General features: G+C 69.0%; 12 protein-coding genes and 1 pseudogene. 10 read left to right on the top strand and 3 right to left on the bottom strand.

Translation table 11 applies throughout. The features are described 5' to 3' along the window. Positions 1 to 335, bottom strand: a pseudogene (locus H2037_RS12905) (malate dehydrogenase); the annotation flags it as partial. Between the two features lie 106 nt (positions 336 to 441). On the opposite strand from H2037_RS12905, the gene H2037_RS12900 reads away from it, so the two are divergent. After that, complete coding sequence (locus H2037_RS12900) at positions 442 to 843, top strand: HIT family protein (protein ID WP_292122658.1); 402 nt, start codon at positions 442 to 444, stop codon at positions 841 to 843. 193 nt (positions 844 to 1,036) lie between these two features. On the opposite strand, the gene H2037_RS12895 is transcribed toward H2037_RS12900, so the two are convergent. Next, positions 1,037 to 1,873, bottom strand: coding sequence for an aldo/keto reductase (locus tag H2037_RS12895; protein WP_292122655.1), 837 nt, complete (start codon positions 1,871 to 1,873; stop codon positions 1,037 to 1,039). Between the two features lie 45 nt (positions 1,874 to 1,918). Between H2037_RS12895 and H2037_RS12890 the strand changes: the two genes are divergently transcribed. The 3 genes from H2037_RS12890 (at position 1,919) to H2037_RS12880 (ending at position 6,076) form a co-directional block, all read left to right on the top strand. Beyond that, the gene (locus H2037_RS12890) at positions 1,919 to 2,902 is read left to right on the top strand and encodes an alpha/beta hydrolase (RefSeq protein WP_292122651.1); all 984 of its coding nucleotides are present in this window, start codon (positions 1,919 to 1,921) and stop codon (positions 2,900 to 2,902) included. Positions 2,903 to 2,988: 86 nt separating this feature from the next. Then, positions 2,989 to 4,740 carry a type I secretion system permease/ATPase gene (locus H2037_RS12885; RefSeq protein ID WP_292122649.1) on the top strand — a complete coding sequence of 584 codons (1,752 nt, stop codon included), beginning with the start codon at positions 2,989 to 2,991 and terminating at the stop codon, positions 4,738 to 4,740. Between the two features lies 1 nt (position 4,741). Next, positions 4,742 to 6,076, top strand: coding sequence for an HlyD family type I secretion periplasmic adaptor subunit (locus H2037_RS12880; protein ID WP_292122647.1), 1,335 nt, complete (start codon positions 4,742 to 4,744; stop codon positions 6,074 to 6,076). Positions 6,077 to 6,104: 28 nt separating this feature from the next. Here the strand turns inward: H2037_RS12880 and H2037_RS12875 are convergent, their stop codons facing one another. Beyond that, entirely contained in the window at positions 6,105 to 7,109 is a 1,005-nt protein-coding gene (locus H2037_RS12875) for an LLM class flavin-dependent oxidoreductase (RefSeq protein ID WP_292122643.1), read from the bottom strand. A gap of 97 nt (positions 7,110 to 7,206) precedes the next feature. On the opposite strand from H2037_RS12875, the gene H2037_RS12870 reads away from it, so the two are divergent. The 6 genes from H2037_RS12870 (at position 7,207) to recA (ending at position 13,162) form a co-directional block, all read left to right on the top strand. Then, positions 7,207 to 7,566 carry a ribonuclease gene (locus tag H2037_RS12870; RefSeq protein WP_292122641.1) on the top strand — a complete coding sequence of 120 codons (360 nt, stop codon included), beginning with the start codon at positions 7,207 to 7,209 and terminating at the stop codon, positions 7,564 to 7,566. 237 nt (positions 7,567 to 7,803) lie between these two features. Next, positions 7,804 to 8,148 carry a hypothetical protein gene (locus H2037_RS12865; RefSeq protein WP_292122638.1) on the top strand — a complete coding sequence of 115 codons (345 nt, stop codon included), beginning with the start codon at positions 7,804 to 7,806 and terminating at the stop codon, positions 8,146 to 8,148. Further along, positions 8,145 to 8,987: a phosphatase PAP2 family protein gene (locus H2037_RS12860; RefSeq protein WP_292122636.1), complete on the top strand. Its 843-nt coding sequence runs from the start codon at positions 8,145 to 8,147 to the stop codon at positions 8,985 to 8,987. The genes H2037_RS12865 and H2037_RS12860 overlap by 4 nt, the downstream gene beginning before the upstream one ends. Further along, complete coding sequence (locus H2037_RS12855) at positions 8,933 to 9,937, top strand: right-handed parallel beta-helix repeat-containing protein (protein ID WP_292122633.1); 1,005 nt, start codon at positions 8,933 to 8,935, stop codon at positions 9,935 to 9,937. The genes H2037_RS12860 and H2037_RS12855 overlap by 55 nt, the downstream gene beginning before the upstream one ends. A gap of 81 nt (positions 9,938 to 10,018) precedes the next feature. Continuing rightward, on the top strand, positions 10,019 to 11,914 hold the full coding sequence (locus tag H2037_RS12850; protein ID WP_292122631.1) for a M20/M25/M40 family metallo-hydrolase: 1,896 nt from the start codon (positions 10,019 to 10,021) through the stop codon (positions 11,912 to 11,914). A 168-nt stretch (positions 11,915 to 12,082) separates the two neighbouring features. Further along, positions 12,083 to 13,162 carry a recombinase RecA gene (gene recA / locus H2037_RS12845; protein WP_292122628.1) on the top strand — a complete coding sequence of 360 codons (1,080 nt, stop codon included), beginning with the start codon at positions 12,083 to 12,085 and terminating at the stop codon, positions 13,160 to 13,162. Positions 13,163 to 13,299 lie beyond the last annotated feature (137 nt).

Raw genomic sequence — 13,299 nt, 5'->3', positions numbered from 1 at the left:
GGGGCGTGGGCCTTGATGCCCTCGCCGACGGCCTTCATGACCTTCAGATTGATGCCGATCAGGTCGTCGCGGCTCATGCCCGGCTTGCGCGGCACGCCGGCGGTGACGATGCAGACGTCGGCGCCCGCGATGTCGGCATAGTCGTTGGCGCCCTTCAGGGCCACGTCCGAGCCGAAGACGGCGGTGGCCTCGGCGATGTCCAGCGCCTTGCCCTGGGGGGTGCCTTCGGCGATGTCGAACAGGATCACGTCGCCCAGCGCTTCGCGGGCGGCCACGTGGGCCAGGGTGCCGCCGATCATGCCGGCGCCGATAAGGGCGATCTTCGCGCGAGCCATGGATGTCTCCGGTTATTGCGTGTGCGAAAGGGGATTAATCGTGCGGGCGGTCTAGACCCGCAAAGGCGGCGCTGCAAGGCTGGCTGACGCGCCTTGAGGAGCCCTGATGACCGACTTTCGTCCAGACCCCGCCTTCGCCGCCGGCTCGGTCGCCGCCGCCGAATGGCCGCTGTGCCATGTGCGGCTTCAGGACGACGCGCGCTTCCCGTGGCTGATCCTGATTCCGCGCGTCGAGGGGGCGGTGGAGCTGGCGGACCTGAGCGTCGAACAGCGGGCCGTTCTGATGGAGGAGACGGTGCGGGCGGGGGCTCTGGTGCGGCGGTTGGGCGTCGTCGAGAAGCTGAACATCGGGGCGATCGGCAATGTGACGGCCCAACTGCATGTGCATGTCGTGGGCCGCCGTCGCGTCGACGGCCTGTGGCCCGATCCGGTCTGGGGGCGTGGGCCGGCGGTTCCCTATGCGGCGGAGGAGCGTGCGCGGCTGCTGGCGGTGATCGCGGGGGCGTAGGGGCTTCCTGTAATCCCCACCATATGCCGTCATCCTCGCCCTTGTGGCGAGGATCCATACTCCCGGTGTGTCGAACAGAGCGCACCCTACGGACGCACCGGGCGTATGGATCCTAGGGACAAGCCCTAGGATGACGGTTCTAAAAGGGGGTTCTTTAACGGAGCGTCGGCCTTTCCTCGACCGAGCTTCTCCCTCAAATAATATCCAGCGGCGTCTCGCGCGTGGGCGGGGGGAAGGCCTCGTCGAGGCGTTCCAGGTCCTCGAGGTCGAACTGGATCTCCAGGGCGTCGGCGTTGGCCTCGACGTGTTCGACGGAGCTGGCCTTGGGGATGGCGATGACGCCGTCGTGGCGCAGGACGGCGGCCAGGGCGACCTGGGCCGGATCGGCGTCGTGGCGGTTGGCGATGTCGCGGATCAGCGGCTGTTCCAGCAACTCGCCGCGCCCCAGGGGCGAATAGGCCATCATCGGCATGTCGCGGGCCTGCATCCAGGGCAGCAGATCGAACTCCACACCGCGCGAGCCCAGATTATAGAGCAGCTGGTTGACGGCGCAGTCCTCGCCGCCCTCGATCTCCTCCAGCCGCCGCATGGCCCGCAGGTCGAGGTTGGACACGCCCCAGCGGGCGATCATCCCCTCGTCCACCAGCTCCTGGAAGGCGGCGATGGTCTCTTCCAGCGGAACCCGGCCTTCCCAGTGCAGCAGATAGAGGTCCAGCCGGTCGGTCCCCAGCCGTTCCAGCGACTTTTCGCAGGACAGCATCATCTTCATTTCCGAGGCGTTCTCGGGCCGGACCTTGGAGACCAGAAATATCTCGTCGCGCCGCCCGGCGATGACCTCGCCCACCAGCCGTTCGGAACGGCCGTCGCCGTAGAGCTCGGCCGTGTCGATCAGGGTCAGGCCCAGGTCGATTCCCCGCGCCAGAGCCTGCTGCTCCTCATCGCGCCAGGCGGGGTCGTCGCCCAATTCCCAGGTGCCTTGGCCCAGGGCGGGAACGGTCGTACCGTCTGCGAATGTGACGAGGCGGGTCATTTCCGTCCTGTTCTGTGAGCGGCGAAAGCCGCCGGAGAGGTTAGAATGCGCACCCGGCTTATCAAGACCGACGGCCTTGTCCAACAGGTGCTGGAGGCCGGGCATGAAGACCCGAACGCGCCCCTGGTCCTGTTGATCCACGGTTTTCCCGAACTGGGGCTCAGTTGGCGCGCCCAGGTCGAGGCCCTGTCGCAGGGGGGCTATCACGTCTTGGCCCCCGACATGCGAGGCTATGGCGGGACGGACAAGCCTCGGGGTGTCGAGGCCTATTCGATTCTGCACCTGGTCGGGGACATGGTCGATCTGGTCCGGGCGCTGGAGAAGCCGTCCTGTATTGTCGTCGGTCACGACTGGGGCGGGCCGGTCGCCTGGCACTGCGCCCTTCTGAGGCCCGATCTGTTCACCGCCGTGGCGGGCCTGTCGGTCCCGTTCCAGCCGCGTCGCCCCAAGGGGCCGCCGACCCAGGCCATGGCGGCGATCTCGGAACGGGCCGGACTGGGCGACCTCTATATCAACCGCTTCCAGGCGCCGGACGCCCATCTGGCGCTGGAGGCCGATCCGGTCACGACGCTGAGGAAGCTGTTCTGGGCCTTTGACGGCGCGACGCCGGCCGCGAAACGCTCGACCGGCTTCATGCCCAGGGGCGTCAGCCTGTTGGACAGCGTCGACGACGCGGCGACCCTGCCGCCCTGGATGAGCGAGGCGCATTTCGCCGAATATGTCGAGGCCTTTGCGGCCGGGGGTTTCGACGGGCCGTTGAACTGGTATCGGGCGCTTGACCTGAACTGGTCGCTGACGGCTTTCGCCCAGAACCAGCGCATCCTTCAACCGGCCCTGTTCATCGTCGGCGAGGACGACCCGGTGCGCCATTATGCTGGCGCGGCCGAGGCGGGGCTGAAGGACTGGGTTCCGAACCTGACCCGGTCAGTGGTCGTGCCCGGCGCGGGACACTGGATCCAGCAGGAACGGGCGGACACGGTGAATGACCTGCTGCTGGAGTTTCTCGCGCAAATTGCGAAGGCGCGTTAGGGCTAAAGGAAGGTTCGGCCCTTAGAGTAGGGCTCTCCCCAGCGAGTTCAGCTCGCCACCCCAAGCGTTCCGGAGACCGGGCGTCCGTGTTCAAGTCGTTGCTTTCAGATCGTCCCGGCACGGAGCCGCTTGCCGCCGCCTTCCGCGCTTGCCGCACCCATTTCGTCTGGGCTGCGGTGTTCAGCGCCCTGGTCAATCTGCTGTATCTGGCCCCCACACTATACATGCTGCAGGTCTATGACCGGGTCGTTCCGACCGGAGGTCTGACGACCCTGGGCCTGATCACGGCGGTCGCGGTCTTCGCACTGGCCTGTCTGGCGATCCTGGACTGGCTGCGGGGTCGGCTGCTGCTGCGCGCCGGACTGCGGCTGGATCGGATGCTGTCGAGCCGGATCCTGGCGCGCGTGGTCGATATCCAAGCCAGGTCAGTGGGCCAGGCGCCGGGCAGTCAGGCCTTGAGGGAGTTCGACAATGTGCGAACCGCCGTCTCCGGGCCGGGGGCCCTGGCCCTGTTCGACGCGCCGTGGACGCCGCTCTATCTCGGCTGCTGCTTTCTGCTGCACCCGGCGATCGGCCTTCTGACCCTGGTCGGCGGCCTGATCCTGTTCACCCTGGCGTGGCGCAACGAACGCGACAGCCGCCCTCGTCTGGCCAAGGCCATACAGTCCAACGCCGCTGCCTACGCCGCCCAGGAAAGCGTGGCGGGCCAGGCCGAGGTCGTCCGCGCCCTGGGCATGCGCGGCTCCAGCATCGCGCGCCAGATCGACCAGAGACGCGGCGCGGTGGCTCAACAGGCCGACGCCCAGCTGACCGGCGGCAAATATTCCGGGGCCATAAAGTTCGTGCGGCTTGTGCTGCAATCGGCGGCTCTGGGGCTGGCCGCCTATCTGGTCGTAAAGGGCGAGATGTCCGCCGGTTCGATCATCGCCGCCTCTGTGCTGTTGAGCCGGGCCGTGGCGCCGGTGGAGCTTCTGGTCGGGGCTTGGCCGGGACTGGTCCAGGCGCGCTCCAGCTGGAACACACTGGTTGAACTGTTCGCCAAGACCGCGGCCCAGGACCGGTCGCGCACAGCTCTTCCGCCGCCCGCCGGACGGCTGAGGCTGGAAGGTGTCACGGTGCGGCTGCCCGACACCGAAACCGCTCAACTGCGCCACGCCGTTCTGGGGCTGGAACCGGGTCAGACCCTCGGCGTCATCGGCGCCAGCGGATCGGGCAAGACCACACTGGCGCGGGTCATCGCCGGCGCCCTGGTCCCTACGGCGGGCGACGTCCGTCTGGACGGGGCCGAGTACGGCGCGCGCGACGGCGACGAACTGGCGCGTTTCATCGGCTATATGCCTCAGTCGCCAAGCCTTTTCGCCGGGTCGATCAAGGACAATATCTCGCGCTTCTCGTCCGCCACGGGTCTGGAAGCGGCCGAGGTCGACCGGACAGCCGTCGCCGCCGCCATCGCCGCGGGCGCACATGAGATGATCTTGCGGTTGCCGCACGGCTATGACACCGCGCTCGGCCCCTATGGCGCCGGCGTGTCGGCCGGGCAGGCGCAACGTATCGCCCTGGCGCGCGCGCTTTATGGCGACCCCTGCCTGCTGGTGCTGGACGAGCCGAACTCGAACCTAGACCAGGAAGGCGAGACGGCCCTGATGGCCGCCATACTGGGCGCCGCGACGCGGGGCGCGGCCGTGGTCGTGGTCGCCCACCGCGCCGGGGTTCTGGCGCGGGTCGATCGGCTGTTGGTGATGCGTGACGGAGCCGTGCAGCTGGAAGGGCCCAGGGAAGAAGTTCTGGCCCGGCTGAGAGAGGCGCCGCCCGCCATGGTCGCCGCGGGGAGAGCCTGACATGACCGATTTGAGCCTTGTCGCCGGTGAATCGGAGCAGCCGGATTCGCCGCGACGCGAACTGATCCTGGGCGGCGTGGTGATCGTGGCCTTCTTCGTGATCTTCCTGGGGTGGGCGGCCTTCGCGCCCCTGGACGCCGGCGCCTTCGCCCAGGGCCAGGTGACGGTGTCGGGCAATCGCCAGGCGGTCCAGCATCGCGATGGCGGCGTGGTCAGCGCGCTGAAGGTCGCGGAGGGGGACCGGGTCCGTCAGGGACAGGTTCTGGTCGAATTGAACGCCGGCGAGTTGCACGCCAGCGAGCGGGGCGCGGCCGGACAGGTTTTCGCCCTTCTGGCCCAACGATCGCGACTGATCGCCGAGCGCGACCGTCTTCCCGTCCTGCCCGTTCCGGCGGAGTTCACCGATCTGTCCGAGGCGGATCGGGCGTTGGCCGACGAGGCCATGCGCCTGCAGCGGTTGCAGTATTCGGCCCGGGGCGCCGGCCGTTCCACCGAAACTGGCGTGCTGAACCAGCGCGTTGGACAGCTGCGCGACCAGATGGACGGCTATGAACGTCAGATCGAGGCCAACGCCATCCAGCAACGTCTTATCGGAGAGGAACTGGAGGGTTTGAGATCGCTCGCCGCCCAGGGCTATGCGCCGCTGACGCGGGTCCGAGCGCTAGAACGCACCGCCGCCGCTCTCGAGGGCGAACAGGGCGCGCTGCGGGCTCAGGTGGCCAGCACGCGCGAGCAGATCGGGGAAACCCGGCTGCAGACCCTGGGCGTGTCCACCAGGCTGAACGAGGATGTCGCCGAACAATTGCGCCAGGTCGAGGTGCAGTTGAACGAGCTGCGACCAAAGATGATCGAACTGCGCGAGCAACTGGCGCGGGCCGAGATACGCAGCCCCGCGACGGGCCAGGTCGTGGGCCTGACCGTCTTTACTCAGGGCGGGGTGGTTCAGCCCGGACAGACCTTGATGGAAGTGGTGCCGGACCAGGCATCCCAGATCATCGTCGCCCAGGTCGATCCGGCGGATATCGACAATCTGCGGGTCGGCCTGGATACCGAGGTCAAATTCCCGGGCTTGCGGGAGCGGAATCCGCCGATCGTGCGCGGGATGGTCACGCGGATATCGGCTGACAGTTTCACCGACGAGGCGACCGGACGCAGTTATTTCCGCGCCGAGGTGGTCGTTTCACCCCAGCAACTGGAGAAGCTCGGGGCCGCCGCGCGCAGCATCCGCTCCGGCATGCCGGTGCAGGTGGTCATTCTCACGCGCAAAAGGACAGCCCTCGCCTATCTGTTCGAACCGATGGCGCAGAACCTATGGCGCTCCGGCGCTCAACAGTAGGGCTGGGCCGGGTTTAGACAGCCTGCTTCTAAGCCGCCGCCGCTTCGCTCAGCCGGATGCGGGCTTCGGCGACGATCTCGAGGCTGTGGATGCGGGCGGCGTTGTCGAAGGCCATGCCGGTGATCATCAGTTCGTCCACCCCGGTCAGGGCGATGAAGTCGGCGATCTGTTTCCGCACCGTCTCTGGTCCGCCGACGGCGGAGTAGAGCAGACGGCTGCGCGCGCCCTCGATCTGCTGCGGGGTCAGGACGGCGGTGATGTCGTCGACGGGCGGGGGCAGTTTGCCGGGCTTGCCGGTCGAAAGACGGGCGAAGCTCTGTTGCATCGAGGTAGACAGGCGCACGCCGTCCTCGTCGGTCTCGGCGGCGAAGACGTTGATCGCGGCCATGGCGTGGGGCTGGGCCATTCGGTCCGACGGGGTGAAGCTGCGGCGATAGAGGGCCAGGGCCTCCAGCAGAAGCTCGGGCGCGAAATGGCTGGCGAAGGCGTAGGGCAGGCCCAGCTGCCCGGCCAGTTGGGCGCTGAAAAGGCTGGAGCCCAGAAGCCAGATCGGCACCCGCAGGCCGGCGCCGGGAACGGCGCGGACGGGCTGGTTCTCTGAGGCCGGCTCGAACCACTGGATAAGTTCGACCACGTCGCGCGGGAACTGGTCGGCGCCCTCGAAATAGCGGCGCAGGGCGCGGGCGGTGGCGCCGTCCGTGCCGGGCGCCCGGCCCAGACCGAGATCGATCCGGCCGGGGAACAGGGTCTCCAGCGTTCCGAACTGTTCGGCGACGACCAGGGGGGCGTGGTTGGGCAGCATGACCCCGCCGGAGCCGACGCGGATACGCTCGGTTCCCGCCGCCACATGGCCGATGACGAGGGCGGTGGCCGCGCTGGCGATGCCCGGCATGTTGTGATGCTCGGCCAGCCAGAAGCGGTTGTAGCCCAGCCGGTCGGCGGCCTGGGCCAGGGCAAGGGTCTCGTCGAGGGCGCGGCGAGCGTCGCCGCCTTCGACGATGGGGGACAGGTCGAGCACTGAGAACGGGATCATTGCCGTTAGATCGGGGCTGCGGGCTCCGGTTCAAGGGGACGGGTCGGGAACCCGAGCGGGTCGGATGCTTTGACTCCGCGAACAGGAGACCTGGGCCATGACGGACGCCAATCCCGAACATATCCCGACGGAAGAAGGCCGCGAGGGCGAAGACGCGCGCGAGGCGGCCGACATGGGCGAAAAGCCCGATCTGGGCCACAGGGCCGACGCCTTGATCGAGGCGTTGGACGGGACCGATTCCGGCTCCGACACCCGCGCAGGGTCGCTGCGCGGCGGATCGGCCAGCGGATCGGACGACGACCCTGATTCGCAGGCGATCAACGCGAGGCTGGCCGAGGAGGGACGGGCCTGGGCCGATCCGGATTCGCCGTCGGACGCGGAACCGGACGCCGTGGGCTCGGGTCGTCGTTTCGGCGGCGCGGGCGGCGATCCGGCCGAAGGCGCGCGAGACGACTGAACACGCCTTGCCGCCGCCTCATCCATGCTCCACGGTGGAGCCTTGACCATGGGTTCAAGGGAAGAATCCCAGATGATACGCCGTCTGGCGGCTTCGGCCGCCTTAGTCTTATTCTGCCTTGCGGGTTGCGACGACCGGTCGAAGACCGAAGGGGCCCGAGCCGAGGTTCCCACCGCCACACCTCGCGAAAAGACCGCCGCGGCGATCGTGGAGGCCCCGCCTTCGGCGGAGGCGGCCTTGCCGTCTAAGGCTGAGATTCTCGCGGCGCCCGGCGCTCCTGTCTTCGCGACCCTTTATCCGGGCGCGGCGCTGGACGAGCCCGCGACGACCGCGACGGGTCCGGACGGAGAAGGCGGGCTGGTGACCTTCCACACCGACGCAACGCCCGACGAGGTGGTGGCCTTTTATCGTGCCCGCGCCGAAGAGGCCGGCCTGATCTCGGTCATGGGCATGAACCAGGGCGACGCTCGGGCCTACGGGGCGGCGGGCGGCTCGGACGGGGCGACCAATATCCAGGTGGTGGCGGCGCCCGGCGAAAACGACCAGACCTCGGTGCAACTGAGTTGGAGCGCGGGCCGGTGAGACCCGTCGCCGCCCCGCGTGCGGCGACGCTGCTGACGCCTCTAGCTCTGATTATGTCCGGGCTGGCGGCCTGCGCTCCGGCCGAACGACCCTCGGCCCAGCCGATCTTCATCGCCGCCGACTCCGGATATCTGCAGCCCGGCGCCCTGGCGCGCCTGGCCCAGGCCGCGCCCTCGGCCCCCGTCGCGGACTCGCCCCAGGACCGGGCCGACAAGGCCGGATCGGCCGGGTTCGCAGCGCTGGAGGATACGGACCGCTGGCTGTTGGCCACCACCCACGCCGAACTGCGCCCGCCGCTGGCCTTGCAGCATTTCGACTGCGCCCTGGGGGTGAGGCTGGGCTCGGCGGAGACGCCGGCGCTGGACCGGATGGCCGCCAAGGCTTTTCACGACGTCCAGGCGGTGGTCGCACAGGTGGCGGCGAGCGCCGCTCGCGGACGGCCGGTCGCCGACGAAGCGGCGCGTCGGGCCTGCCAGACCCTGACGCCGGCCGCGCGCCGCAGCGCCTCCTATCCGTCCGCAGGCGCCGCGACCGGGACGGCCTATGCCGAGGCCCTGGCCGCCGTCGAGCCTGAACGGGCGGCCGAGACGCGTCGCATCGGCCATGAGATCGGCGTCAGCCGTTTGGTCTGCGCGATGAACTATCCGAGCGACGTGGCGGCGGGCGAGGCCATCGGTCGGGCCGTCATGGCCGAGATCGTCGCGACGCCGGAGTTCCAGTCGGAGGCCGAAACCGCGCGGCGCGAACTGACGGCGGCGCGGGCGACGGGGCGGACCAACCCCGGTTGCGCGGCGGAACGGGCCGCCCTGGCCCAGACTGTTTCAACGGCTCGGCCCTGATCATGTGGGAGGCGCTGGCCCTGGCGGCGGCGGTCGATCTGGCGGCGGCGCGCCCCTGCACGCAGCAGGAGACGCGCGACCTGACCACGCCGGCGGACCAGCCTTATCGCCTGACCTGCCGCGCCACCCTGGCGGGGGCGACCGTGGCGCGACCGATCCTGATCGAGGGGGCCGAGGCCTCGGGCGCGGGGATCGACTGCGGCGGCGGTACGATCCGGCGCCCGGGCGAGGCGACCGCCCAGGCGCCGACGGTGGCGATCTGGTCGCGGCATGACGACGGCGGCTGGAGCCGGCCGGTCGAGACCTATGTGCGGAACTGCACCGTGGTCGGCAATGTGCGGATCTGGGGCATGGGGGCGGGCGGCTCGATGCGCGACCTTTTGGATTCGTCGCGGACTGCGGATCATACGACGGCGGCCCAGAGCGCGGCGCCTGTGGGGACCCTGCTGGAGCGGGTGCGGTTCGAGGCGACAGGGACCATCCCCCTCTATGTCGGGCCGGGCGTGACGCGGACGACGGTGGTCCGGTCGCGCTTTTCGGGCCGGTCGGTCTCGACCGCCGTCTATCTGGACGCCGAGAGCGCCGGGGCGCTGATCCAGGACAACGACTTCTCCATCCGTACGGGCCGTGAGCAGATCGCCGTGGACGGATCGGGCGCCAACCGGATCCTGGGCAACCGGTTCGCCCTTGGCGGCCGGGGCGGGATCTTCCTGTACCGCAACTGCGGCGAGGACGGGGTGATCCGGCATCAGACGCCGTCCTATAATCTGATCACGGACAATGTGTTTTCAGGAACGAACTGGCTGAGGCCCCGGACGGTGGTGGTCGGCGCGCGCGAGGGGAACCGGCGCTATTGCGGCGACGACGCCGGTTATCCGTTCGGTTCCAGCGCCGATGACGGCGACGAGGCGGCCGGCAATCGGGTCGAGCGGAACCGTACGGTTCGCTAGGCCCTCGCACTTGCGAAAAGCCGCAGTCTCGGCCCTATTGGCGCCATGACGCCTCGGGGGATGCATCTAATGCGGTTGGCCTTGCTTCTGACGTCCCTGGCGGCCGCCCTGGGGTTGGCCGTCCTGACGACCCAGACGCCCCGACCCGCCCCCGCCGACGCCCCGGCCGAGCGGTTCTCAGCCGAGCGGGCCATGACCGACGTGCGAAGGATGTCGCAGGCGCCGCGTCCCGTCGGCTCGACCGACCACGCCCTGGTCCAGGCCTATTTGCATGGGCGGATGATGCAGCTGGGTCTGGCGCCGACCTTCCAGGGGGGCGCGCTTTCGCCGGCGGCCGTACGCCGGATCGAAGATCGAGGAGACTCGGTCGAGGGGGTGTCGGTGGTCAATCTGGTGGGCGTCCTGCCCGGCCGCGATCCCAGCCTGCCCCTGGTCGTGTTGATGGCCCATTACGACAGCGTGCCGGGCTCGCCGGGCGCGGCCGATGACGCCAGCGGCGTCGCCGCCGTGCTGGAGGCCGTGAGGGCGATCAAGGCGCGCGGACCGGCGGATCGCGGCCTGGTGGTCCTGTTGACCGACGGCGAGGAACTGAACCTGGACGGGGCGCGAACCTTCTTCAGCGATCATCCGCTGCGCCACCGGGTGGGGGCGGTGGTCAACCTGGAGGCGCGGGGTGGAGGCGGCCGGGCCCTGATGTTCGAGACCGGCCCCGGCAACGCCCAGACCATAGACCTGTACGCCCGCGCCGCCCGCCGCGCCGAGGGGGGCCCGTCTAGCAACGCCCTGGCCGTGTTCGTCTATCGGCTGATGTCGAACGACACCGACTTCACCCTGGCGCGGGATCGGGGGCTGACGGGGTTGAACCTGGCCTTCATCGGCCGTCCGGATCAGTATCATTCGCCGCGCTCGACGCCGGAGGCGCTGGACCAGGGCAGTCTGCAGCATATCGGCGCCCAGGCGCTGGAGAGCGCCGACGCCCTGCTGCGCGCGCCGGTTCTGCCGGTCGCGACGCGGAACGCCGTCTATTCCGACGTCTTCGGCCTGGGGGTGCTGAGGCACGGGCTGGATACCGGGTGGTGGCTGCTGGGCGTGGCCGGATTACTGACCGTCTTCGCGGCCTGGGGGGCGCGGCACGCGACGGGCCTGACGTGGCGTCAAGGCGTCAAGGGTCTGACGGGCGGACTATGGCTCCTGACGGCAGGGGGTGTTCTGGCCCAGGCCGCGCGGTTGCTGGGCGGGCCGATCTGGGACCGGAGCCAGTCGGTCGAGACCTATTATGTGATGTTGCGCCGCCTGCCGTGGATGGAGGCGGGCGTCGGCCTGGTGCTGCTGGGCGCCGTGTTCGCCCTGACGGCCGGGCGGGCTACGATCGGGCGCCGACTACTGGCCGGGGTGATCGGCGCGGCGGCCGTGCTGGCGACAGCCTTGGGCGGGTTCGATCCCGTCGTGCTCGGCGCGGCCCTGGTCGCCGTGGGGCTCAGTCTATGGCCGGGCGGGGAGGACGAGACGGTCTGGGGCGGCTGGCTGGGGGCCATCGTCCTGGTGCTGATGCTCGGGGTCCTGGTCCAGGCCGCAGCGCCGGAGGCGGCTCTACTGTTCGTCTGGACCGGTCTTGCGGCCTCGGTCGCGGCGGCCCTGGCGGCGGCGATCGGCGCGCGGCTGGAGCGATGGGCGGCGCTGGTTCCGGCGGCCGTGGCGACCGTGGTCGTCGGCGGCTGGCTGGCGGGGCTGGGCCATTTCATCTTCCTGGGCGTCGGCATGGACCAGCCTGGCGCCCTGGGCCTGATCGCCCTGCTGATCCTGATTTTGGCGCGACCGCTGGCGCCGGCCGCGACTTCGAGCGATCCGGCCTCGGCGAAGCTGGCGATCCATACACTGGCCGCCATGGGGGCTGCGGCCCTGGTCCTGGGGGCTGGTCTGTCCCTGGCGGCCCGTCACGCGGAACCGGCCGTGGCGGTGGAAATTCAGGCTCCCTGATACGTCAGAATTGGACGTAGGGTTCGGATGTTCTCATTTGTTCCAAAGAGAACATCTTGTGAACCAGAACAAACCGTGCACATAGTCGGTCTCACGAAACGGGGGCGGGTCCATGGCGGGTCTCTCCCAGGCTAAATGACGGGAATCATGGCAAGGGAGACGAAGGCAATGGCACAGGCGGCTTTGAAACTGGTGGGCAAGGAAGACGGCGACAAACAACGGGCTCTAGAGGCGGCGATCGCGCAGATCGATCGCGCCTTCGGCAAGGGCTCGGTGATGAAATTGGGCAAGGCCGGGGTGGTGGCCGAGATCGAGAGCGTCTCGACCGGTTCGCTGGGCCTGGACATGGCGCTGGGCATCGGCGGCCTGCCGATCGGCCGGGTGATCGAGGTCTTCGGGCCTGAATCCTCGGGCAAGACGACCCTGGCCCTGCACACGGTTGCGGAAGTCCAGAAGAAGGGCGGCGTCGCCGCCTTCGTCGACGCCGAACACGCCCTGGATCCGGTCTATGCGCAAAAGCTGGGCGTCAATCTGGACGACCTGCTGGTGTCCCAGCCCGACACGGGCGAACAGGCGCTGGAGATCGTCGACACCCTGGTGCGTTCGGGCGCCGTCGACATCGTGGTCATCGACTCGGTCGCGGCGCTGACGCCGCGGGCCGAAATCGAGGGCGAGATGGGCGACAGCCTGCCGGGTCTTCAGGCCCGCCTGATGAGCCAGGCGCTGCGCAAGCTGACGGCCTCGATCTCCAAGTCCAAATGCATCGTCCTGTTCATCAACCAGATCCGCCACAAGATCGGCGTCATGTATGGCTCGCCCGAGACGACCACGGGCGGAAACGCACTGAAATTCTACGCCTCGGTGCGCCTGGACATCCGCCGCACCGGCGCGATCAAGAACCGCGACGAGGTGGTCGGCAACACCACCCGGGTCAAGGTGGTCAAGAACAAGGTCGCCCCGCCGTTCCGCGAGGTCATCTTCGACATCATGTACGGCGAGGGCATCTCCAAACTGGGCGAGGTCATCGACTTGGGCGTCAAGGCCGGGGTGATCGAGAAGTCGGGCAGCTGGTTCAGCTATGACTCGACCCGGATCGGCCAAGGCCGCGAGAACGTCCGCGAATTCCTGAAACAGAACCCCGACATCGCCGTCTCGATCGAGAAGGCGGTGCGGGCCTCGACCAACAAGATCGCCGACGAACTGCTGGGCACGCCCGAGCCGGACGAAGGCCAGGACCTGGAAGGCTGACGCCGACCCGTCCCTAAGACACTCCGTCGCTCCAAGCGACCCGCCACCGACCCCGCGAGGGGCGGCGGAGCGACCCGTCCGACCTCGTGTCGGGCGGGTCTTTTTTTGCTTTCGTCATTCCGGGCGAAGGGCCGCTT

It is taken from the genome of Brevundimonas sp., from assembly GCF_013912065.1.
In the GTDB taxonomy this organism is placed as follows: Bacteria; Pseudomonadota; Alphaproteobacteria; order Caulobacterales; family Caulobacteraceae; genus Brevundimonas.
The sequence above is the reverse complement of the archived record's forward strand: the minus strand, read 5'-3'. Positions and strand labels throughout refer to the sequence as shown.